The organism is Neorhizobium sp. P1_A6 (assembly GCF_056406795.1).
The window spans coordinates 42,111-64,944 of record NZ_JBFTZM010000007.1; the positions used below are offsets into that span (position 1 = coordinate 42,111).

General features: G+C 62.6%; 22 protein-coding genes. 15 read left to right on the forward strand and 7 right to left on the reverse strand.

The features are described 5' to 3' along the window. Nucleotides 1-47 precede the first annotated feature (47 nt). From tmk to AC1D3C_RS15755, 13 genes are all read left to right on the forward strand, one after another. Complete coding sequence (gene tmk, locus AC1D3C_RS15695) at nucleotides 48-746, forward strand: dTMP kinase (protein WP_304655747.1); 699 nt, start codon at nucleotides 48-50, stop codon at nucleotides 744-746. After that, the gene (locus tag AC1D3C_RS15700) at nucleotides 743-1,771 is read left to right on the forward strand and encodes a DNA polymerase III subunit delta' (RefSeq protein ID WP_477483532.1); all 1,029 of its coding nucleotides are present in this window, start codon (nucleotides 743-745) and stop codon (nucleotides 1,769-1,771) included. Before tmk ends, AC1D3C_RS15700 begins: the two co-directional genes overlap by 4 nt. Before the next feature lie 106 nt (nucleotides 1,772-1,877). Next, nucleotides 1,878-3,431: a methionine--tRNA ligase gene (gene metG, locus AC1D3C_RS15705; RefSeq protein ID WP_477483533.1), complete on the forward strand. Its 1,554-nt coding sequence runs from the start codon at nucleotides 1,878-1,880 to the stop codon at nucleotides 3,429-3,431. Nucleotides 3,432-3,441: 10 nt separating this feature from the next. Next, nucleotides 3,442-4,224, forward strand: coding sequence for a TatD family hydrolase (locus AC1D3C_RS15710; RefSeq protein WP_477483534.1), 783 nt, complete (start codon nucleotides 3,442-3,444; stop codon nucleotides 4,222-4,224). 3 nt (nucleotides 4,225-4,227) lie between these two features. Beyond that, nucleotides 4,228-5,049: an MBL fold metallo-hydrolase gene (locus AC1D3C_RS15715; RefSeq protein ID WP_038543026.1), complete on the forward strand. Its 822-nt coding sequence runs from the start codon at nucleotides 4,228-4,230 to the stop codon at nucleotides 5,047-5,049. 256 nt (nucleotides 5,050-5,305) lie between these two features. Continuing rightward, a complete protein-coding gene (locus AC1D3C_RS15720) occupies nucleotides 5,306-5,464 on the forward strand; it encodes a hypothetical protein (RefSeq protein WP_167551672.1) in 159 nt (52 codons plus the stop codon). A 272-nt stretch (nucleotides 5,465-5,736) separates the two neighbouring features. Beyond that, nucleotides 5,737-6,084, forward strand: coding sequence for a DMT family protein (locus tag AC1D3C_RS15725; RefSeq protein WP_038543032.1), 348 nt, complete (start codon nucleotides 5,737-5,739; stop codon nucleotides 6,082-6,084). 65 nt (nucleotides 6,085-6,149) lie between these two features. Beyond that, on the forward strand, nucleotides 6,150-7,067 hold the full coding sequence (locus AC1D3C_RS15730) for a DUF72 domain-containing protein (RefSeq protein WP_477483535.1): 918 nt from the start codon (nucleotides 6,150-6,152) through the stop codon (nucleotides 7,065-7,067). 118 nt (nucleotides 7,068-7,185) lie between these two features. After that, nucleotides 7,186-9,069, forward strand: a complete 1,884-nt coding sequence (locus AC1D3C_RS15735) for a peptidylprolyl isomerase (protein WP_477483536.1) — start codon at nucleotides 7,186-7,188, stop codon at nucleotides 9,067-9,069. Between the two features lie 19 nt (nucleotides 9,070-9,088). Continuing rightward, a complete protein-coding gene (gene trpD, locus AC1D3C_RS15740; protein WP_477483537.1) occupies nucleotides 9,089-10,105 on the forward strand; it encodes an anthranilate phosphoribosyltransferase in 1,017 nt (338 codons plus the stop codon). A gap of 4 nt (nucleotides 10,106-10,109) precedes the next feature. Then, the gene (gene trpC / locus AC1D3C_RS15745) at nucleotides 10,110-10,925 is read left to right on the forward strand and encodes an indole-3-glycerol phosphate synthase TrpC (protein WP_477483538.1); all 816 of its coding nucleotides are present in this window, start codon (nucleotides 10,110-10,112) and stop codon (nucleotides 10,923-10,925) included. After that, entirely contained in the window at nucleotides 10,925-11,404 is a 480-nt protein-coding gene (moaC, locus tag AC1D3C_RS15750; RefSeq protein WP_477483539.1) for a cyclic pyranopterin monophosphate synthase MoaC, read from the forward strand. The genes trpC and moaC overlap by 1 nt, the downstream gene beginning before the upstream one ends. A gap of 2 nt (nucleotides 11,405-11,406) precedes the next feature. Next, nucleotides 11,407-12,621, forward strand: coding sequence for a molybdopterin molybdotransferase MoeA (locus tag AC1D3C_RS15755; protein WP_477483540.1), 1,215 nt, complete (start codon nucleotides 11,407-11,409; stop codon nucleotides 12,619-12,621). A 60-nt stretch (nucleotides 12,622-12,681) separates the two neighbouring features. Here the strand turns inward: AC1D3C_RS15755 and AC1D3C_RS15760 are convergent, their stop codons facing one another. Beyond that, complete coding sequence (locus AC1D3C_RS15760; protein WP_477483541.1) at nucleotides 12,682-13,113, reverse strand: VOC family protein; 432 nt, start codon at nucleotides 13,111-13,113, stop codon at nucleotides 12,682-12,684. A gap of 93 nt (nucleotides 13,114-13,206) precedes the next feature. Continuing rightward, the gene (locus AC1D3C_RS15765; protein WP_477483703.1) at nucleotides 13,207-14,349 is read right to left on the reverse strand and encodes a citrate synthase; all 1,143 of its coding nucleotides are present in this window, start codon (nucleotides 14,347-14,349) and stop codon (nucleotides 13,207-13,209) included. A gap of 79 nt (nucleotides 14,350-14,428) precedes the next feature. On the opposite strand from AC1D3C_RS15765, the gene AC1D3C_RS15770 reads away from it, so the two are divergent. Beyond that, a complete protein-coding gene (locus AC1D3C_RS15770) occupies nucleotides 14,429-15,517 on the forward strand; it encodes a citrate synthase/methylcitrate synthase (protein ID WP_477483542.1) in 1,089 nt (362 codons plus the stop codon). Between the two features lie 7 nt (nucleotides 15,518-15,524). On the opposite strand, the gene AC1D3C_RS15775 is transcribed toward AC1D3C_RS15770, so the two are convergent. From AC1D3C_RS15775 to AC1D3C_RS15795, 5 genes are all read right to left on the reverse strand, one after another. Then, on the reverse strand, nucleotides 15,525-16,295 hold the full coding sequence (locus AC1D3C_RS15775) for an SDR family oxidoreductase (protein ID WP_477483543.1): 771 nt from the start codon (nucleotides 16,293-16,295) through the stop codon (nucleotides 15,525-15,527). Between the two features lie 135 nt (nucleotides 16,296-16,430). Next, on the reverse strand, nucleotides 16,431-18,059 hold the full coding sequence (locus AC1D3C_RS15780) for a CTP synthase (RefSeq protein WP_038549208.1): 1,629 nt from the start codon (nucleotides 18,057-18,059) through the stop codon (nucleotides 16,431-16,433). 136 nt (nucleotides 18,060-18,195) lie between these two features. Beyond that, a complete protein-coding gene (secG, locus tag AC1D3C_RS15785) occupies nucleotides 18,196-18,666 on the reverse strand; it encodes a preprotein translocase subunit SecG (protein ID WP_477483544.1) in 471 nt (156 codons plus the stop codon). Between the two features lie 95 nt (nucleotides 18,667-18,761). Next, nucleotides 18,762-19,532, reverse strand: coding sequence for a triose-phosphate isomerase (gene tpiA / locus AC1D3C_RS15790; RefSeq protein ID WP_477483545.1), 771 nt, complete (start codon nucleotides 19,530-19,532; stop codon nucleotides 18,762-18,764). A gap of 144 nt (nucleotides 19,533-19,676) precedes the next feature. Next, entirely contained in the window at nucleotides 19,677-20,561 is an 885-nt protein-coding gene (locus tag AC1D3C_RS15795; protein ID WP_477483546.1) for an alpha/beta hydrolase, read from the reverse strand. A gap of 195 nt (nucleotides 20,562-20,756) precedes the next feature. Between AC1D3C_RS15795 and parE the strand changes: the two genes are divergently transcribed. Continuing rightward, nucleotides 20,757-22,808, forward strand: coding sequence for a DNA topoisomerase IV subunit B (gene parE / locus AC1D3C_RS15800; protein WP_477483547.1), 2,052 nt, complete (start codon nucleotides 20,757-20,759; stop codon nucleotides 22,806-22,808). The last annotated feature ends 26 nt before the right edge of the window (nucleotides 22,809-22,834 follow it).

Below are 22,834 nucleotides of genomic sequence, written 5' to 3' on the forward strand. Positions count from 1 at the left end.
ACACGATGTTTCGCAGCGCACCCTTATGCGTTATAAGCTGACAAAAAATGAGTGCGGAAAGACGCGTGGCAGAACATTCCGGATTGTTCGTAACTTTCGAAGGCGGCGAGGGGGCTGGCAAATCCACCCAGATTCGCCGGCTGGCGGATCAGTTGCGCCGCCGCGGCCATGATGTGCTGATGACGCGGGAGCCTGGCGGCTCGCCGGGCGCGGAAGCCGTGCGCCATGTTCTGCTTTCGGGTGCGGCGGAAGAGTTCGGCGTGCGGATGGAGGCGATCCTGTTTGCCGCGGCCCGTAACGATCATGTCGAAGAGGTGATCCGCCCGGCGCTTGAAAGCGGCGCGGTCGTGCTCTGTGACCGGTTCATTGATTCCTCGCGCGTCTACCAGGGCGTCACCGGCAATCTGGAGCCTGACTATATCGAGGCGCTGCAGCGGGTGGCGATCAACGGCGTGGTGCCGGATTGCACGCTGATCCTCGATCTGCCGGCCGAAGTCGGCCTGAAACGTGCCCGCAAACGCGGAGCCGACAGCGCGCCCGATCGTTTTGAGCGCGAAGAGATCGAAACCCACGAAAAACGCCGCGAGGCCTATCTCGAAATCGCCGAGGCGGAACCGGAACGCTGCCATGTGGTCGACGCCGAGCGCTCCGAAGACGAGATCGCCGACGAGATTTTCGCGATCGTCGAGCCCTTGGTGCGGGAACTGAGCTTTACCCAGAAGAGCAGTGCGGAATCGGTCGGATGAGCGAGGAAACCGCCGGTATTCTGGAAGGCGCCGTGCCGCCGGCGCGCAATCCGCATCTTTATGGCCACCAGACCGCCGAGGATTTTCTGGCCCGCAGCTATCGTTCGGGGAAGGGTCACCATGCGATCCTGATCGAAGGACCGGAAGGCGTAGGCAAGGCGACGCTCGCTTTCCGTTTTGCCAACCACGTGCTTTCGCATCCCGATCCCGCGACTGCGCCCGAGCATCTCGCCGATCCCGATCTCAATTCGTCCGTCAGCCGGCAGATCGCGTCCGGCGCCTCACATAACCTCCTGCATCTCGCCCGCCCGGTGGACGAGAAGACCGGCAAGACGAAAACGGCGATCACGGTCGACGAGGTGCGTCGGGCCGGGCATTTCTTCTCGCAGACGTCAGGCACCGGCAATTGGCGGATCGTCATCATCGATCCGGCCGACGATCTGAACCGCAATGCGGCGAATGCCATCCTGAAGATCCTCGAGGAACCGCCGCGTCGGGCGCTTTTCCTGGTCCTCTCCCATGCGCCCGGAAAGTTGCTGCCGACGATCCGTTCGCGATGCCAGTCGTTGAGGCTATCTCCGCTCGGTGACAGCGATCTTGCGAAGGCGCTCGCGGGTCTGGGTACGCCGCTTGACGGCGGCAAGATGGAAGAGATGGTGCTCCGCATGTCCAAGGGCAGCGTTTCCCAGGCGCTGAAACTCCTGAACTATGGCGGCACCGAGATCATCTCCGCCTTCGAGGAGGTCGTCGCAGCCGACGGTCCGACAGCCCGCAAGGCGATGCACCGGCTCGCGGATGTGCTGTCCGGCAAGGACAGCGAAGTGATCTTCGGCTTTTTCCTGGAGCACCTGGGCGATCACCTGATCGACAAAGCGCGCAACGCAGCCCTTGCCGGCGATCTACCAACGGCCGACCGGCAGGCAAAACTGGTCAGCGACATGACTGAGAAGATCACCATCGCGCAGGCCTATAATCTGGACCGCAAGCAGACGATCCTGTCGATCCTCGAAGCGGCGCGACGCTGAACTTTAAGCGCAGGGGCGGGAACCGCATAAGGAACTTTGTGTTTCGCATCAGCGAAACATGCGCTAAGAGCGGCATGATCCAAATCCAAGTGCCCGAGTGCCCCCGATGTCCGACAAGACGCCCTATTACATCACCACTGCGATTTCCTACCCGAACGGCAAGCCGCATATCGGCCATGCCTATGAGTTGATCGCGACGGATGCCATGGCGCGCTTCCAGCGCCTGGACGGCAAGGATGTTTTTTTCCTGACCGGCACGGACGAACACGGCCAGAAGATGCAGCAGACGGCGCGCGCCGAAGGCATTTCGCCAGAAGCGCTTGCCGAGCGCAATTCGAGCGAATTCCGGGCGATGGGCAAGCTGCTCAACGCGTCCAACGACGATTTCATCCGAACCACAGAGCCGCGCCACCACGAGGCCTCCAGGAACATCTGGAACCGAATGGCCGATAATGGCGACATCTACAAGGACACCTATGCGGGCTGGTATTCGGTGCGCGACGAAGCGTTTTATGCCGAGGACGAAACGTCGGTCCGCGATGGCGTCCGCTATGGACCGCAGGGAACGCCGGTGGAATGGGTGGAGGAGTCGAGCTATTTCTTCAAGCTCTCCGAATACGGCGACAAGCTGCTGAAGCACTACGAGGAGAACCCGGATTTCATCGGCCCCAACGAGCGCCGCAACGAGGTGATCTCCTTCGTGAAATCCGGCCTGCGGGACCTGTCGGTATCGCGCACCACGTTCGATTGGGGTATCAAGGTACCCAACGATCCGGCGCACGTCATGTATGTCTGGGTCGATGCGCTGACCAATTACATCACCGCAACCGGCTACATGGAAGACCCGAACGGCCCGCGCGCCAAATACTGGCCGGCGGACGCGCATATCATCGGCAAGGACATCATCCGCTTCCATGCGGTCTATTGGCCGGCCTTCCTGATGTCGGCCAAGCTGCCGCTGCCGAAGCGCGTCTTTGCCCACGGCTTCGTGCTGAATGCCGGCGAGAAAATGTCGAAGTCAGTTGGCAATGTGGTCGATCCGTTCGAGCTTCTGGAGAAGTTCGGGCTCGACTACGTGCGCTATTATCTCTGCCGCGAGATTTCCTTCGGCCAGGACGGCAATTGCAACGACCAGCTGATCGCCACCCGCGTCAATGCGGATCTGGCCAACGGCATCGGCAACCTTGCAAGTCGCTCGCTGTCGATGATCGTCAAGAACTGCGACGGCCATGTTCCGGAACCGGGCGAACTCACCGACGCCGACAAGCAACTGCTTGCGGCTGCCGACGGCCTGATTGCCGTCTGCCGCGAGGAAATGGACAAGCAGCTGATCAACCGCGCTCTTGCGGCGATCATCGGTATCGTTTCCGACACCGACCGTTATTTCGCGGCGCAGGCGCCGTGGGTGCTGAAAAAGACCGATCCGGCCCGCATGGGCACGGTGCTCTACGTGACGGCGGAAGTCGTGCGCCAGATCGCCATCCTGCTGCAGCCTTTCATGCCGGACTCGTCGGCCAAGCTGCTCGATCTTGTGGCGTCTCCGATCGATAAACGGGATTTTGCGGCACTCGGCGAAGCCGGTCGCCTGAAGCCCGGCACGCCGCTCGAAGCGCCGACGCCGGTGTTCCCGCGTTACGTGGCGCCGGAAGCGAGCGCATAAGGCCTTATCCATGCTGATCGATACCCATTGCCACCTGGATTTTGCCGATTTCGCCGAGGAGCGCGACGCGATCGTGTCGCGCGCCCACGAGGCCGGCGTCGCCCAGATGGTGACGATTTCGACGCGGGTTCGAAAACTGGACGGACTGCTGGCCCTCACCGAGCAATATCCGTCGGTTTTCTGCTCAGTCGGAACGCATCCGAACAACGCCGGCGAAGAGCTGGACATCCAGACCAAGGACCTGGTGCGGCTTGCCAATGCGCATCAGAAGATCGTCGCGATCGGTGAGGCCGGGCTCGACTATTTCTACGATACGCAGACGCCGGCCGACCAGAAGACCGGGCTGATCCGCCATATCGCCGCCGCCCGAGAAACCGGCCTACCGCTCGTCATCCACAGCCGCAGCGCCGACGAGGACATGGCCGAGATCCTGACGACCGAAAGCGGGAAGGGGGCCTTCCCTTTCATCCTGCATTGCTTCTCCTCGGGCGCAGACCTTGCCCGGATCGGCGTCGAACTCGGCGGTTACGTCTCGTTCTCCGGCATCCTGACATTTCCGAAATCGGAAGACCTGCGCGCGATCGCCAGAACCGTGCCGCTCGACCGTTTGCTGGTCGAGACCGATGCGCCGTACCTGGCGCCAAAACGCTGGCGCGGCAAGCGCAACGAGCCGTCCTACGTGGTCAACACGGCCGAAGTGCTGGCCGAATGCATGGGCGTCAGCTACGAGGAAATCGCTGAGGTTACCACGCAGAACGCGTTCCGTATCTTCTCCAAGATGCCGAGGCTCTGACCTGTGGCGAGGTATCGGCGACGCTTCACCATTCTTGGCTGCTCGTCGTCGCCGGGCGTACCGCGGCTGAATGGCGACTGGGGCGCCTGCGATCCTAACAACCCGAAGAACCGCCGCACGCGTGCCGCCTTCATGGTCGAGCAGATCGGGCCTGATGGCGGCAGCACGGTGGTGGTGGTCGATACCGGCCCCGATTTTCGCGAACAGATGATCGCCGCCAAGGTGCAGCGGGTCGATGCGGTTCTCTATACCCACGCCCATGCGGATCATCTGCACGGCATCGACGACCTGCGCGGTTATTTCATCCTGCAGCATCATCGCATCCCGATCTATGCCGATGCATTCACCATGGAACGGATTCGCCAGGGTTTTGGCTATTGCCTCGAAACCCCGGCGGGCGGCAACTATCCGCCGATCGTGCGGCCGTTCCTGATCGACACCCTTGAGGAGCCGATCGTCATCGACGGACCCGGCGGACAGATCCGTTTCCTGCCGCATCTGCAGGTGCATGGCGACATCCATTCGCTGGGTTTCCGGATCGGTGACGTGGCCTATTGCAGCGACGTGAGCGACTTTCCGCCTGCAAGCGTTCCGAGGCTCGGCGGGCTTGATACGCTCATCATCGATACGCTGCAGTACCGATATCACCCGAGCCATCTGTCGCTGGAACAGGCGCTCGAATGGATCGCGAAATTTGCGCCGAAGCACGCTATCCTGACGCACATGCATCTTCCGCTCGACTACGATACGGTAATGGCGGAAACGCCGCCACATGTCGAACCGGCCTATGACGGCCTGACGTTCGAAGTTGCCGTCGATCTCTGATCGCTGCGGGGTTATGGAGTGACCAAGAACCCCAGGTCTGCCGGGCTTCTTTGCAATTCGGTTAGTTCCATAATCTATCTTATGCGATCTTCGCATATGGTCGGGGAACGTTATCAGCGTATTCCCGTTCCCTCCCGCTGAAGATGCCCGGCGGCTTGTCTTGGTCGTTGGCACAAGTCGTCAAGCTTGGTGCAAGCCAGCGTCCCTACCGTCGACCTCACCCGGAATGATTCCGGTTCAGATTGAGGACAATGATATGTCGAACGAAGCCAATACCCACCAGCCGTCTGAACAGTCTCTTGCGCTGTTCCTTCAGGACAACGACGCCGACAAGCTGACCGATATCCTGGTCGAGGCGCTCTATGAAGCCTTCCGCATTCTCGAAGACGAAGTCCGTCCCGAAACTTTTCACTAAATCTTGCCGCGCCGTTCGAACGCCGGGCCATGAAGGCCTCTAGCGCCAGGACGTCGCGAAAAGCACTGCCATCCCGTTATCCTCATGCAGCGGCAACGAATGCCTCTAGCGGTGCCGCAGCAAAGTCGAGCCCAACGGTCCGCCTTCCGCCTGAGTTGCAAAGCTCTGCGGGCTCGCATGCCCGGGCTGCACCTTACTTCACGAAGTCTTGTGTTTGGCAGACGAACCCGGTTGCCGTATGGCATCGGCCACTTCCAACGGATTCTCCCATTATGTTCGCAAGCGCCACGCCCTTCCTCACGATCGGTCTTCTGATTCTGTCGAACGTCTTCATGACCTTCGCGTGGTACGGACACCTGAAATTCGAAAGCAAGCCGCTTTATCTTGTCATCATGGTGAGCTGGGGCATCGCGTTCTTTGAATATTGCGCCCAGGTGCCAGCCAACCGCATCGGCTACGGTTACTTCAATGCAGCGCAGCTGAAGACCATCCAGGAGATCATCACGCTCTCTGTCTTCGTGATTTTCTCCGTACTTTATCTTGGCGAGCCGATTCACTGGAAGCAGATCGTCGGCTTCGGGTTCATCGCGCTGGGATCCTTCTTCATCTTCACGAAATAGCGCAGACGTCGGGAACCCGCGCACCACAGATGGGTTCGGATCACCATGACGACGTCAGGTGTGCGATGAAAAAGCAGTCGGGCGATATCCGGATTGGCATTTCGGGCTGGACCTACAAGCCCTGGCGCGGCGTTTTTTATCCTGAAGGCCTGCCGCAGAAGCGAGAGCTGACCTACGCCGCCGAGCATTTCCGCTCGATCGAGATCAACGGCACCTTCTACGGACTTCAACGGCCGCGGAGCTTTGCCGCCTGGCATGATGCAACGCCCGACGACTTCGTCTTCGCAATCAAAGGTTCGCGCTACATAACCCATATGCGCCGCCTCACCGACATCGAGACGCCGCTTGCCAATTTGCTGGCGTCCGGCGTCCTGCGCCTCGGCAAGAAGCTCGGACCCATTCTCTGGCAGTTTCCCCCGCGGATGAAATTCGATGCGGAACGTTTCGAGCCCTTTCTGAAGCTGTTGCCGAAGAGCACGGAGGATGCCGTCGCGCTCGCCCGGCGGCACGACGCGCGTCTCGATGGGCGCTCCTATGTCGAAACGGATGCGAACCGGCCGATTCGCCACGCGTTGGAAATCCGTCACGACAGCTTCCGCTCGCCGGAGTTCGTCGACCTGCTGCGTCGCTACAAGGTCGGCCTGGTCGTCGCAGATACGGTCGAATGGCCTCTCCTGATGGATCTCACTGCCGATTTCGTCTATTGCCGCCTGCATGGCTCCGAACAACTTTACGTCAGCGGATATGACGACAAGGCCCTCGACCGGTGGGCGCAGCTCATTCGCCAATGGGCCAAGGGTCGCGACCCGAAGGACGCGGAGCGCGTGGGGCCGCCCTCCCCGCCGCGGGCGCATGGGCTGGATGTCTATGTCTACTTCGACAACGACGTGAAAGTGCGCGCACCGCGGGACGCACAGGCCTTGGCCGACCGGCTGAATGCAGGTCCGATTGCGGCGAGTGTGAAGACCGCCAGACGCGCCTGAACGGGAGCTTTTCGCTTTTCCGTCAGCATGCCTTCATTTCCATCTCGGTTTGATTTAGAGACAGTCCTTCAATCCGCCTTTTCCGGGCGGCAGGACTGTTCGCAAGGTATGTTGATCGATGCTTGATTCCCTCAGAAACGCCGCCCGCTCCTGGGTTGCCAAGTCGCTTCTCCTGCTTCTGGTCGCGTCTTTCGCTATCTGGGGCGTTTCGCACTCCCTGGTGACGGCGAGCGGCAACACGGTGATGACCGTCGGTGACCAGCAGATTTCGAGCCAGGAATTCCGCCTCGCCTATCAGCGCCAGATCGCCAATCTCAGCCGCCAGTTCGGCACGCAGCTGACCGCCGAGCAGGCTCGCGCCTTCGGCGTCCAGAACGAGGTGTTCACACAGCTCGCGGCTGGTGCAGCACTCGATCAGCTTTCCCGTGACATGAACCTCGGCCTGTCGGAAGACCGCCTCGCCAAACTGATCGCCGAAGACCCGGCCTTCAAGGGCGTCAACGGCCAGTTCGACCGCAATCTCTTCACCTCGCGCCTGCGCAATGCCGGCATCCGCGAAGACGATTACATCAAGGAGCGCAGCAAGGTTGCGGTGCGCAGCCAGATCGTCGAGGCGGTTTCGGATGGCTTCCAGCCGCCGAAAGTGCTGGTCGATGCTTTGAAGAGCTATCGTGACGAGACCCGCTCGATCGATTATGTCCTGCTCTCCAATGCCAATATCGACCCTGTGAAGGCGCCGGCGAACGATGTGCTTTCTGCCTGGTTCGAAGGCGTGAAGACCCGTTACCGCGCACCTGAATACCGCACCTTTGCCTATGTGAAGCTGCAGCCGGGCGATATTGCCGATGCATCTTCGGTGACTGACGAAGCAGCGCGCGCCGAATACGAAAAGCGCAAGGATAGCTACAAGACGCACGAAACCCGCACCATCGAGCAGCTCCCCTTCCCCAACAAGGAAATGGCGCAGGCCGCAGCGGCACAGCTGAAGGACGGTACCGCCACTTTCGACCAGATCATCAAGGATCAGGGCAAGACCGCGGCGGACGTTCTGCTCGGTGATTTCACCAAGGAGAACGTGCCTGATCCGGCCTTTGCCGATCCGGCCTTCAAGATCACTGCCAGCGGCGGAACGACGGCTGTCATCGCCGGCACCTTCGGCCCGGTCATCCTGCGCGTCACCAATATCCGCCCGGAGACGACGCGATCGTTCGACGAGGTCAAGGAGGAGATCCGCAAGCGGCTTGCCGTCTCTTCCGCGTCCCAGGAAGTCTTGAGCGTCCACGACCGTTTCGAGGATATGCGCAGCGGCGGCACCTCGCTGGAGGATACCGCCAAGGCGCTCAACCTCAAGGCTGTCACCGTGACGTCGGATGCCTCCGGCCGCAACGAGAAGGAGCAGCGGATCACCGAGCTTCCCGCTTCGAACACGCTGCTTGGAGACGTTTTCCGCACCGAACCGGGCGCCGACACCATTCCTGTGAACCTCGGCAATGACGGTTATGTCTGGTTCGAGGTGCGTAACATCGTGCCCGAGCGCGACCGCCCCCTCGCCGATGTGCGCGACAAGGCCGTTGCCGACTGGACTGCCGAACAGCAGCGCCAGGCGCTTGCCGCCCGCGCGACCGAACTCAAGGGCCGCCTCGACAAGGGCGAGACGCTGGCAGCCATCGCCACCGAACTTGGCGTTGCGGTCGAAAACAAGCAGGGCCTGCGCCGCGGCGCCGAGGATGCGATCTTCGGCAACGAGGCGATTTCGGCAGCCTTCGCCGGCCCGGTCAATACAACCGCGACCGCGCTCGGCTCCGACGGCGAAAGCCGCCTTCTGATGAAGGTCGCCGCCGTCGACCAGGCGACGACGGATGCGCTCTCCGGCGACCAGCAGCTGCAGCAGATGGCGAACGCTGCCGGTGACGACATGCTCGATCAGATGGTCAACAGTCTGAAGACCAGCTACGGCGTGTCCGTCAACCAGACCGTGGTCGACCGGGCCATGCTCCAGTGAAACAGAGGGACGGCCGACCATGCCTGAGCTGAAACCCCTGCTTGCCAAGGTTGCCAATGGCGAGAGCCTCAGTCACGAAGAGGCGCGAGGCGCTTTCGACATCCTGATGTCCGGCGAGGCGACGCCGTCGCAGATCGGCGGCTTCCTGATGGCGCTGCGCGTTCGTGGCGAGACTGTTGCCGAGATCACCGGCGCGGTCGAAACAATGCGATCGAAGATGCTGCCCGTCTCCGGCCCCGCTAACGCCATCGATATCGTCGGCACCGGCGGCGACGGCCTCGGCACCTACAACATCTCCACGCTTGCCTCCCTGATCGTCGCCGGCTGCGGCGTCCCGGTCGCCAAGCACGGCAACCGGGCGCTGAGTTCGAAATCCGGCACGGCCGATACGCTTGGCGTTCTGGGCGTCAACCTGGAGATCGGTCCCGACCAGATCTCCCGCTGCATCCGGGAAGCCAGCATCGGCTTCATGTTCGCTTCCATGCATCACGCGGCCATGCGCCATGTCGGCCCGAGCCGCGTCGAGCTCGGCACCCGCACGATCTTCAACCTGCTCGGCCCGCTTTCCAACCCGGCCGGCGCCAAGCGCCAACTCCTCGGCGTCTTCGCGCCAAAATGGCTCGGTCCGATCGCCGAAGTCCTGCGCGATCTCGGTTCGGAGACCGTCTGGATCGTCCACGGCGACGGCATGGACGAGATCACCACCACGGGCATTACCCAGGTGACGGCGCTGGAAGACGGTAAGATCCGCTCCTTCGAGCTGACGCCGATGGATTTCGGGGTTCAGCCTGCAACGCTGGACGAGCTCAAGGGCGGCGATGGCGTCCACAACGCGGCGGCATTGCGCGCCGTGCTCGGCGGTGCGAAGAATGCGTATCGCGATATTTCGCTCTGCAATGCGGCCGCCTCGCTGATCGTTGCCGGCAAGGCGGAAACGATCGCCGACGGCATGAGGCTTGCCACCCGTTCGCTGGAGAGCGGCGAGGCGGCGGCAGCGCTCGACCGTCTGGTTGCCGTCTCGAACGAAAAGGATTGAGGTCATGACGGATATCCTCAAGAAGATCGAAGCCTATAAACGCGAGGAGATCGCTGCTGCCAAGGCGAGCGTACCGCTTGCGGAGCTGAAGGCCCGCGCTGCGGACCAGCCTTCCCCGCGCGGTTTTCATCGCGCGTTGAGGGCTAGGCAGGATACCGGTGCCTTCGGCCTGATCGCCGAGATCAAGAAAGCAAGCCCGTCCAAGGGCCTTATCCGCCCGGATTTCGATCCGCCGTCGCTTGCCGCCGCTTACGAAGCCGGTGGCGCCACTTGCCTCTCCGTCCTCACCGATGCGCCGAGCTTCCAGGGCGCGCCAGAATTCCTGAGCGCTGCCCGCAACGCCTGCTCGCTGCCTGCGCTGCGCAAGGATTTCATGTTCGAGACCTACCAGATCCACGAGGCGCGGGCCTGGGGTGCCGATTGCATCCTGCTGATCATGGCATCGCTTTCCGACGACGAGGCGCGCGAGCTTTACGATGTTGCCGCTGAACTCGGTATGGATGCGCTGATCGAGGTGCATGACGAAGAGGAAACAGAGCGGGCGCTGAAACTCCCCTCGCCGCTGATCGGCATCAACAACCGCAATCTGCGCACCTTCGAGCTCAACCTCGAAACAAGCGAGCGGCTGGCGCCGATGGTGCCGGCCGACAGGCTGCTCGTCGGCGAAAGCGGCATCTTCACCCATGAGGACTGCCAGCGCCTGAAAAAGGTCGGCATCAACACCTTCCTCGTCGGCGAAAGCCTGATGCGCAAGGACGACGTGGCCGCTGCTACCCGCCTTCTTTTAACCGGCGAGGCTGCGGCCCAGGCGGCGGAATAATGACGGGCCTCACCCATATCGGCGCGTCCGGCGAGGCGCATATGGTCGATGTCGGCGACAAGGCCGAAACCAGCCGCTCGGCGACCGCCGAAGGTTATATCCGCATGCTGCCGGAAACGCTGGCAACGATCCGGAAGGGCAATGCCAAGAAGGGCGATGTGATTGGCACCGCTCGGCTCGCCGGCATCATGGCCGCCAAGAAGACCTCGGATCTTATCCCGCTCTGCCATCCGCTGATGCTGACCAAGGTGGTCGTGGACATCACCGAGGACGAGCAGCTTCCGGGCCTCCGGGTGACCGCAACCGCGAAACTCACCGGCAAGACCGGCGTCGAGATGGAAGCGCTGACGGCCGCCTCGGTCGCCTGCCTGACGATCTACGACATGGCCAAGGCCGTCGACCGGGCCATGGAGATCGGCGGCATCCGCCTTCTCGAAAAGACCGGCGGCAAATCCGGAACCTATCGCGCAGAGGACTGAGAATGGCGCTACTGCCCGTTTCCGAAGCAAAGAACCGCCTGCTCGGCAAGGCCAATCCGATCGGCACGGTGGAGACGGTCGCGCTTGGCGAAGCGAACGGCCGAGTCCTTGCGACGGACCTCGTTGCCCGCCTCACCCAGCCTCCCTTCGAGGCGTCTGCCATGGATGGCTATGCGCTCAAGGCTTCCGACGCACCGGCGATCGGGGCCGAACTGACCGTGATCGGTACCGCCGCCGCCGGCCATGCCTTCGAAGGCACGGTTGGCAAGGGCGAGACCGTGCGCATCTTCACCGGTGCGCCCCTGCCGGAAGGGGCCGATTCCATCCTCATCCAGGAAGATGCCGAAAAGCTCGAAGGTGACCGCATTCGCACCAGGTTCGAAGTCACCAGGGGCCGGCATGTGCGCCCTCGCGGCCAGGATTTTGCCGAGGGCGAAACCGTGCTCCCGGCCGGCACGCTCATCGACTTCTCGCATCTGACGGTCGCCGCGGCCATGAACCACCCGGAGCTTTCCGTCTATCGCCGGCCCCGCGTCGCAGTCCTTGCGACCGGAGACGAGCTTGTGCCGCCCGGCGCCACGCCCGGGAACGCGCAGATCATCGCCTCCAACACCTTCGGCGTTTCCGCGCTGGTGCGCGACAATGGCGGCGAAGTTCTCGATCTCGGAATCGTCCGCGACCGGCCTGAAGATATCACCGCGGCCATTGACAAGGCCCGTGCGGCCAAGGCCGACGTGTTGGTGACCCTCGGCGGCGCCTCGGTCGGCGATCATGACCTGGTACAATCGACGCTGAAAGCCGCCGGCATGGAACTGGATTTCTGGCGCATCGCCATGCGGCCGGGCAAGCCCCTGATGGTCGGCGCGCTCGGCGAAATGCAGGTTCTCGGCCTGCCGGGAAATCCGGTTGCGAGCCTCGTCACCAGTCTGCTCTTCCTCGAACCGCTGATCCGCAAGCTCGCACACCTGCCGGAAAAGCGCAGGGAGGTGCAGGGTGTCGCGGCAAGCAAACTTCTCGCCAACGACCAGCGCCAGGACTATCTGCGCGCCAGGCTGACGAGAGACCGCGACGGCAATCTCGTCGCCGAGGCCTTCGCGAAGCAGGATTCATCGATGATGAAGATCTTTGCCCATTCCGATGGCCTCATCATCCGCCCGGCGCACGCGCCGGAGCTGCCGGCCGGCGCCCCCTGCCCGATCCTGCTGATCCGCCCTTGAGCTGAGCAGTTCCGTCAGCCGGCCCGGTCTCTATCCGCGCCCCGAACGGCCGCGACGATCCTATTCCTCGTCCTGCTCCCGCTCCCGCTCGATCAGCACCCAGACATGACCGGCCGGATCGAAGATCGACGCCACCTGGCGGCCGTTCATGTCCGTCTGGATTCTGTCGCGCATCATGCCACCGAATTCGAACGCCAAATCGACGACGCTTTCGACGTCCGGCACCGTCAGCTGAAAGATCGTGCTGACGGCGCCGTCGTTTTTCGGATGGTAAGGCCCTTGATAGGACGGCGCGGACTCCCTTTCCGGATCGGACCCGCAAACGACGATGCCGATCGGTCCGAGCTGCAGCTCGATCATCGTCAGGCGCAGCATTTCATAGGAATTGGTTTCCGTGGCGCCGAAGACGTTCTTGTAGAACTCGGCCGTGTTGCGTTCGCGCCCCTGCGCCACGAACAGGCTCAAACTCAAGCTGAAATTGCTGCCCAACATCGTCCATGCTCACCCGTGATTCCCCTTGCAGGATAAAGGAGTTATTGTGGTGGTGTCATGTCAGCCGTGGGGGCCGCCACCCTTTAACGGACGCTATGCACCGGATTCGCTGCCCGGGCCGGTATAACGCGCCCGTGGCCGGATCAGGTGTCCGCTCTCGACCTGCTCCATGGCATGCGCCAGCCAGCCGGCGGTGCGCGAAAGCGCAAAGATGACGAGCGGCGCGTCTTCAGGAAGCGCGAAAGTCGCGGCAAGCGATGCAAGTGCAAAATCGATGTTGATAGGCTCGCCAAGTAGTTCCTCCCCGGCTTCGGCAAGCGTGACGTAGAGCGGCGGCGCTTCGAAACTCGCCATCAGCGCCCGTGCCCGTGGATCGCCATGCGGATAGAGCCGGTGGCCGAAGGGCCTGACGACGCCTTCCGAGGACAGCATGCTGCGGATCGCCTCTCGCACGCCGACCGAGCCCGCCTTTTCCGCAAGCACCGTGACGCTGGTCCAGGCGCCTCCATGCCGCGGCCCCGTCAGCGTCGCAAGGCCGGAAAGCGTCGCAGCGGAGAGTGCGGCGCCCGACGACGCCGTCACGCGCGCCGCAAAGGCGGAAACGTTAAGTTCATGTTCGGCCGCCAGCACCAGTGCCCTGCGGATAGGCTCGGCCGCATCGGGACGCTGCCAGCCGAGCGCCAGTCGCTCATGCAGGGGCAGCGGGTCCGGCCATGGCGCAAGCGCCATGGCGACGGTCGAGAGAACATCGGCTGCTTCGGCGCGGAGGATGAAGGGTTTTCGCCGCAGCGCCGGCAGGTCGTTCATCACGCGGGCCGCCAGCCCGGCAAAGGCCACAGCCAGGCGGGTGGTGCCGCTCGACCGCGCCTCGCCTGCGGCGGCGCACACGCTTTCCGTATCCCAGAGAAGTGCTGCGACCTCTTCCAGCGTGGCATGTTCGCATAGTTCGGCGGCATCGCGGCCGCGATAGAAAAGCCGCTCATTGGAAATCGTCGAGATTGTCGTCGGCAGGACCGGATCGCCCCAACGGATCGCGTCCGCCGCCACCGCCGCCGATTGTCGCCGCCCGGCATGCCGTTCCGAAAGGCGCTTCACGTCGTCGGCCTGATAGAGGCTGCGGCGCGGATCGGCAGGATCCGGCTTCGCGCGGATGCGGCCGCGGCTGACATTGGCATAAAGCGTCTGCGGTTTGGTCCCGAGGCGGGAGAGCGCCTCTTCGGCGGTGATCCAGAGCATGTTCATGTTGATCGATTGCATCAAGATTGACGTCAATAAGACTAGGTCGGATCATCAAGCCCGTAAAGGAGAAACATCCATGAAAAACAACGGACTTGAAGATGTCATCGCCGCCGAAACCCGGCTTTCGGACGTGGACGGAGAAGCGGGACGCCTCGTCATTCGCGGCGTATCTCTCGACCTGCTTGTCGAGCGCGCGACCTATGAATATGCTGCAGCGCTGCTCCTGGACGGCTTTCTGGAACATCCCGTCACCGCGGTCGATCTCAAGGCCCGCCTCGGCCAGGCCCGTGCCGAAGTTTTTGCGCATGTGCGCGCCGCAGATGCCGCGCTTCTGAACCTGCCACCTGTCGATGCCGTGCGCGCCCTGATCGCGCGGCTGCCGGACGGAGAGGATTTCGAAACGACGCTTCGACTGCTCGCGGCCCCCGCCGTCTTCCTGCCGGCCGTGCTGAGGCTCCAGAAGGGAGAGACGCCGGTGGCGCCCACCGCGTCGCTCTCCCAGTCTGCCGATATCCTTGCCATGCTGTACGCCAGCCTGCCGACGCGTGAACAGGTCGCAGCGCTGGACGCCTATCTGGTGACGATCGCGGATCACGGTCTCAACGCCTCGACCTTCGCCTCACGCGTCGTCGCCTCGACCGGCGCCGGTCTCACGTCATCGGTGCTGGCCGCCATCAGCGCGCTCAAGGGACCGTTGCATGGCGGCGCGCCGGGACCGGTGCTCGACATGCTGGACGCGATCGGCGAGGACAATGCCAAGACCTGGCTCGGCCAGGCGCTCGATCGCGGCGAGCGGCTGATGGGGTTCGGCCACCGCATCTACCGCGTCCGCGATCCCCGCGCCGACGCGCTGAAAGGCGCGTTGCGGCCCTTGGTCATGACCGGACAGGTGGACCCGGACCGCATCCGGCTGGCCGAGGCCGTCGAGCAGGCGGCGCTCGCCATCCTCAGGGAGCGCAAGCCGGACCGGCCGCTCGACGTCAATGTCGAGTTCTATACTGCCCTGCTGCTCGATGCGCTGAAATTTCCGCGGGCTGCCTTCACCGGCGTCTTTGCGATCGGCCGCACTGTCGGCTGGATCGCCCATGCCCGCGAACAGGCGCTGGAAGGCCGGCTGATCCGGCCTCGCTCGGTCTATGTCGGCCCCCTTCCCCAGGCGGCGTGAATCGCGATCACATCTGAATGGACATGCCGCCGTCGACGGTCAGCACATGGCCGTTGACGAAGGACCCGGCGTCGCTTGCCAGAAACAATGCGGCGCCGGCGATCTCGTCGGGCCGGCCCCAGCGTTGCAGCGGTACGCGCTGGCGCATGAATGCGTTCATGTCGGGGTTTGCGGAAATCTCTGCATTGGTCTCGGTGGCGAACATGCCAGGCGCAATCGCATTGCTGGTGACGCCGAACGGGCCGTATTCGGCCGCGAGGCTTCTGACCAGACCGGTCAGGCCCTGTTTGGCGACGGGATAGATGGCGTCACCCGAACGGGCCATGTTGCCGATGATCGACGTGACCGAGATGAGACGGCCACGGCCCTGAGCCTTCATGATATCAGCGGCCTTGCGGGACAGCGCGATTGCCGAGAGCAGGTCGGTCTGGATCAGGTTCAGGATTTCGGCATCGCTGAACGCTGCAAACGGGCGCCGGTCGCGGGCACCGACATTGTTGATGAGGATATCCAGCCGGCCATGATCTGTGTGGAGCCTTGCGATCGCCTCGCGTCCGGCATCGAGATCTGCGACGTCGAAGGCGGCAGCGCTCGCCTTGCCGCCCTCACCCGTGATGGAGGCAACGGCCTGTTCGAGCATGTCGCGGGAGCGGCCGCTGAGCACGACATGTGCGCCGGCCTCCGCCAGAGCCTTCGCCATCTGCAGTCCAAGCCCTCGGCCGCCGCCGGTCACAAGCGCTACGCGCCCAATGAGGGAAAACCTGTCGAAAATAGCCATATCGCACCGCTGAAATGAAAAGAGCAATTCGGCGAAGCATAGGGGATTTTGAAGCACTCCCGCCAGTGCGAAAACAGAAGGTCTCCGCCTGACGGCAAAAAGGCAGAATGCGAGACCCTGCCTTCTTGGATTTGCTCAGACGAGGCGGCTCTGTTCCAGGGCCGCTTCGATGAAGCTCGCAAACAGCGGATGCGGATCGAGCGGCCGGCTCTTCAGTTCCGGGTGATACTGCACGCCGATGAACCACGGATGGTCCGGATATTCGATCGTCTCCGGCAACACGCCGTCCGGCGACATGCCCGAGAATACCAGGCCGCAGTTTTCCAGCCGGTCCTTGTAGTCGACATTCACCTCGTAACGGTGGCGATGACGCTCGGAAATATCGGTCGAGCCGTAGATTTCCGCGATCTTGGTGTCCTTCTTGAGCGCCGCCTTGTAGGCGCCGAGGCGCATCGTGCCGCCGAGGTCACCGGCCACTGAACGGATTTCGAGTTCGTTGCCTTTCACCCATTCGGTCATCAGGCCGACCACCGGCTCCTTGGAAGGACCGAATTCCGTCGACGATGCCTTCTCGATGCCGGCGAGATTGCGGGCGGCCTCGATGACGGCCATCTGCATGCCGAAGCAGATGCCGAAATACGGTACCTTACGCTCGCGCGCGAAACGAGCCGCATGGATCTTGCCCTGCGAGCCCCGCTCGCCGAATCCGCCGGGTACCAGGATACCGTGGACTTTCTCGAGCCAGGGCGCCGGATCTTCCTTCTCGAAGATCTCCGACTCGATCCACTCGAGGTTGACCTTGACGTGGTTGGCGATGCCGCCGTGATGCAGCGCCTCGATCAGCGACTTGTAGGCGTCCTTGAGGCCCGTATACTTGCCGACGATCGCGATCGTCACTTCGCCTTCCGGGGTACGGATGCGGTTGCAGACCTCTTCCCAGGCGTCGAGGCGCGGCTTGGGGGCCGGTTCGATGCCGAAGGCGGCGAGAACCTCATTGTCGAGGCCTTCCTTGTGGTAGGCCATCGGCACGTCATAGATATTGGCGACGTCGAGCGCCTGGATGACGGCGGACGGGCGGACATTGCAGAACAGCGACAGCTTGCGGCGTTCCGGCTCCGGGATTTCCCGGTCGGCGCGCACCAGCAGGATGTCGGGGGCGATCCCCATCGCCTGCAGCTCCTTGACAGAGTGCTGGGTCGGCTTGGTCTTCAATTCGCCGGCCGCCGGAATGAACGGCATCAGGGTCAGGTGGAGATAGATCGCGGTGCCGCGCGGCAGGTCGTTGCCGAGCTGGCGGATCGCTTCCATGAACGGCATCGCCTCGATGTCGCCGACCGTGCCGCCGATCTCGCAGATGACGAAATCATAGTCGTCATTGCCTTCGGTGACGAAATCCTTGATCTCGTTGGTAACGTGCGGGATCACCTGGACCGTCGCGCCGAGATAGTCGCCGCGGCGTTCCTTGTCGATGATGTTCTTGTAGATGCGGCCCGTGGTGATGTTGTCGGTCTTGGTCGCCGAACGCCCCGTGAAGCGTTCGTAGTGACCGAGGTCGAGGTCGGTTTCCGCCCCGTCGTCGGTAACAAAAACCTCGCCATGCTGCGTCGGGCTCATCGTGCCCGGGTCGACGTTGAGATAAGGATCGAGCTTTCTCAGCCGAACCCGGTAACCTCGTGCTTGTAACAAAGCTCCGAGTGCCGCGGCCGCAATTCCTTTTCCGAGGGAAGAAACCACGCCGCCAGTTATGAATACATATCGCGCCATGGGATTCACCGGATACCTTTTCATTGGTGATTCCGCCAGCCTAAATCGTCCGCTTTATAAAATCGGCTGTGGAATCTTCACAAAATAAAACCGGCAGGCTTTTGGCCTGCCGGAGCTTGAAACGTGGACCAGGCCCTTACTGGCCGGTCGGAACGCCCGTCGGCGCAGCCGGGGCGGCAGGCGCCGAACCGGTCGCGGGGGCAGCAGGAGCGGGCGTTGCAGGCGCAGCACCGGTTGCCGGGGCCGCCGGAGCGGATGCGCCGGAACCGGACGGAACGCCGTTGCCTGCCGGAGCGGGCGCAGGCGCCGGGCCGAGCTGGTCGAGAATGCCGCCGCCCGTGCCCTGCTGGCTCTGCGGGATGCGGTTCAGGATGTCGCTCGGGCGGGCTTCGTACCGCGCCAGGATGCCGAGCGCCAGTGAGGTGATGAAGAACAGCGTCGCGAGGATGGCGGTCGTGCGGGTCAGCGCATTGGCGGTGCCGCGTGCCGACATGAAGCCGGAGCCGCCGCCGATGCCAAGCCCGCCGCCTTCGGAGCGCTGGATCAGCACGACGCCGACGAGCGCCAGCACGATCATGAGATGAATGACAATCAGAACGGTCTGCATGAATTAAAGATCCCTGCCCCTCGACGAGGCAATAGAAGAAGATTGGCGGCTCTTTACATGAGGCCTGCGCGCATTCCAAGCCCTTATCAAAAGCTTTAGGCCGTCAGTCCCTCATAGACCCGATAGATGGCGAGAAAATCTTCCGCTTTCAAGCTCGCGCCGCCGATCAGTGCGCCGTCGACATTCTCGACGCCCATCAACTCCCGGGCATTGCCCGGCTTGACCGAACCGCCATAGAGAATGCGCATCAGCCTGCCTTCTTCGCCGAACCGCTGGACGAGTTCTGCCCGCATGAAGGCATGGGCGATTTCGATATCCTTGACGGTCGGCGTCAGTCCGGTGCCGATCGCCCAGATCGGTTCATAGGCGACAACAGTGTTGACGGCGTTTGCCGATTGGGGCAGCGAGCCGAAAATCTGACGTTTCAGGATATCAAGGGTCTGGTAGGCGTCGCGTTCGTCGCCGGTTTCGCCGATGCAGACGATCGCCGTCAGGTCGGCGGCATAGGCGGCCTCCGCCTTGGCGCGGACCAGATGATCGGTCTCCGCATGGTCGGCTCGGCGCTCGGAATGTCCGACGATCACATAGGTGCCGAAACAGTCGGCGATCATCTCCGCGGAAATATCGCCGGTATGGGCGCCGCACATGTTCTGGTGGCAATCCTGGCCGCCGATCTCCAGCGGACTGTCTGTCGCCAAGGCGGTTGCGACATAGAGCAGCGTCGCCGGTGGGCAGATCAGCGTATCGACCTTTTCCGACAACGGTCCGATCACGCCATCGGCAATCGTCTTGATTTCGGTCAGGAACTCGCGGGTGCCGTTCATTTTCCAGTTTCCGGCAACGAGCGGGCGCACATCAGGCGTCATAGGCAAATATTTCCTCTCCGTTCGGTTCCGACCAGCAAAACCGAGGCCTCCGTCTATTCGGGAAACTGTTTTTAGACATATCCTGCGTGAATTGGTATGCAAAAGACAGGTTTTGGTTCAGGACCTTGGTTAACAACCGGCATTTCAGTGGCCGGTCAGCAGAAAATTCAGGACCTTCCGCCAATCGACCATCCGGATCGGCGTGCCGTGGCTGCCAGTCGCAAACAGCGTGAACCGGGTCGGATAACGTGCTGCCTTCAGCTTGCGATAGACCGCTTCCTGATCCTCGGACCTGTAGACGCTGTCGCTGCCGCCATGCGCGAAATAAATGGGCAGCTTGCGCTTGGCCAGAAGCGATTTCGGCAATTCCGGGTCCGGCGGGCCGCCGAGCAGTGCCACGCCCTTCAGATACCGCACCGCCTGTTTGTCGCGGCTGATGCCCTGGCAGATGAACCCGCCCATCGACGCGCAGGCGAGGATCACCGGCCGCCCGGCCGACTGGTCGAACGCGTAGCGGATCAGCGCCGCGATATCGGCGACGCCATTGTCGTCGAACGAGGTGACGCTCGGTGAATAATAGGTGCCGCCATTGCCGGTGGCGAGGTTCTTCAGCCGGTTGAAATTGCCGCCGAACGTATAGTCGTTGACACCGAGTCGGCGGTCGCCGCCGCGGCCGTGGACGAAGATCACGGTGAAAGCGGCTCCGTCCGCCTGTCCCACCCTGGTGACATCGAGCCGGCGCCCGGCCAGGTTCAGCGTCTCGTTCTGTTGATAGCGCCTGACACCCGGGGAAACATAGTCGTCCTTCACGCGCCGTTCCGGCTCGCGGTCGCGGCCGTTGATATCGCGCATTTCCTGGTAGTCGATCACCTCATTGGCTCCGCCGTCTGAGGATTGCAACACCCTCATCTGGGAGAAAAGTTCATCCTTGAAAGGCTTTATCGGCCCCTCCTGCGCCCCTGCCGGCGCGGCGGCAAGGGTTGCCAGCACAGCAAGAAACGTGCCGAAAACGAAATGAACTGTGGACATGCTTTGTTTCATCCGGTTCCTTCAGCCTCGCAAGCTTGCCATGGCCCGATCGGCGCAGCATTGGTGAAAAACGACCGTTTCCATGCGGCATCGCGAAAAAGCCGGGTTTCTGGCAGAATCGCGAGTGATTCGAAACAGCACGAGATGGGTATGGCTTCCTCTTCCGCACCCCGACAGGTAGTACCGACGCAGCCAATGGATGACAATAATGACCTTTTTGCCGATTTGCCGGTGACAGCCAAGGCAGTTGCCGTCGAACCCACGCCCGCCGTCAAGGCCGAGCCCTCGACACCGCGCCCGGCGCCGACCACCCTGTCCGGCGACGACTACGGCGCCTCCTCCATCCGCGTGCTTGAGGGCTTGGAACCGGTGCGCATGCGTCCGGGCATGTATATCGGCGGCACCGACGAAAAGGCGATGCACCACCTCTTCGCCGAAGTCATCGACAATTCGATGGACGAAGCGGTTGCAGGCCATGCGGACTTCATCGACGTGCATCTCGACGCCGAGGGTTTCCTGACGGTCACCGACAACGGCCGCGGCATCCCGGTCGAGAATCACCCCCAGGTTCCGGGCAAGTCTACGCTCGAAGTGATCATGACCAAGCTGCATGCGGGCGGTAAGTTCGACGGCAAGGCCTATGAGACATCAGGCGGTCTACACGGCGTCGGCGTTTCCGTTGTCAACGCGCTGTCCGACCTTCTCGAGGTGGAGGTCGCCCGCAATCGCAAACTCTATCGCCAGCGCTTTTCGCGCGGCATGCCGCAGGGCGGCCTGGAAGAACTCGGCGACGTCCATAACCGCCGCGGCACCCGGGTACGCTTCCATCCCGATCCACAGATTTTCGGCGATCATGCGAAATTCGATGCCGGCCGCATCTTCCGCATGGCGCGCTCAAAAGCCTATCTGTTCGGCGGCGTCGAAATCCGCTGGAGCTGCGATCCCGGAATGGTGCCGGCAGGCGGCGACATCCCCGAAAAGGCGGTTTTCCACTTCCCCGGCGGCCTGAAGGACTATCTTTCCGCCACGCTCGGCAAGGACTTCACGGTGACCCGCGAAATCTTCGCCGGCCGCACCGAAAAGACCGGCGGCCATGGCGCCATGGAATGGGCGATCACCTGGTATGGCGGCGATCCCGAGCTGCATTCCTATTGCAACACCATCCCGACCCCCGAAGGCGGCACGCATGAGGCGGGTCTGCGCATCGCGCTGACCAAGGGCCTCAAGAACTATGCGGATCTGACCCAGAACAAGCGCGCAAAGGAAATCACCACCGACGACGTGATGATCTCGGCGGTCGGCATGCTTTCGGTCTTCATCCGCGAGCCGGAATTCGTCGGCCAGACCAAGGATAAGCTCGCAACTGTCGAAGCCCAGCGCATCGTCGAAAACATCTTGCGCGACCCCTTCGACCACTATCTTGCCGGCAATCCGGCCGAGGCTGCAAAGCTCCTCGAATGGGTAATCGAACGCGCCGAAGAGCGGCTGCGCCGCCGCAAGGAAAAGGAAGTCAACCGCAAGACGGCGGTGCGCAAGCTGCGCCTGCCCGGCAAGCTCGCCGATTGCTCGCAGAACACCGCCGAGGGTGCCGAACTCTTCATCGTCGAAGGTGACTCGGCCGGTGGCTCCGCCAAGCAGGGCCGCAACCGCGCCAATCAGGCCATCCTGCCCTTGCGCGGAAAGATCCTCAACGTCGGCAGTGCCAGCCGTGAAAAATTGTCGGCCAACCAGCAGATCGCCGATCTCATCCAGGCGCTCGGCTGCGGCACCCGCACCAAATACCGCGAGGAAGACCTCCGCTACGAACGCATCATCATCATGACCGATGCGGATGTCGACGGCGCCCATATCGCTTCGCTGCTGATCACCTTCTTCTACCAGGAAATGCCGGAGCTCATCCGCGGCAACCATCTCTATCTGGCGGTGCCGCCGCTTTACGTCCTGCGCCAGGGCGGCAAGACCGTCTATGCCCGCGACGATGCCCATCGGGCGGAGCTGATGGAGACGGTGTTCAAGGGCAAGAAGGTCGAGATCGGCCGCTTCAAAGGCCTTGGTGAGATGATGGCGGCGCAGCTGAAGGAAACCACGATGGATCCCGCCCATCGCACGCTGCTGCGCATCTCCATCGACGACGTGGATTTCGAAGGCACGCGCGAGGCCGTCGACAACCTGATGGGCACCAAGGCTGATGCCCGCTTCCGCTTCATCCAGGAGCGTGCCGCATTTGCGGAAAACCTCGATATCTAAGCCGGATTTCCGGCTTGGATATCTCC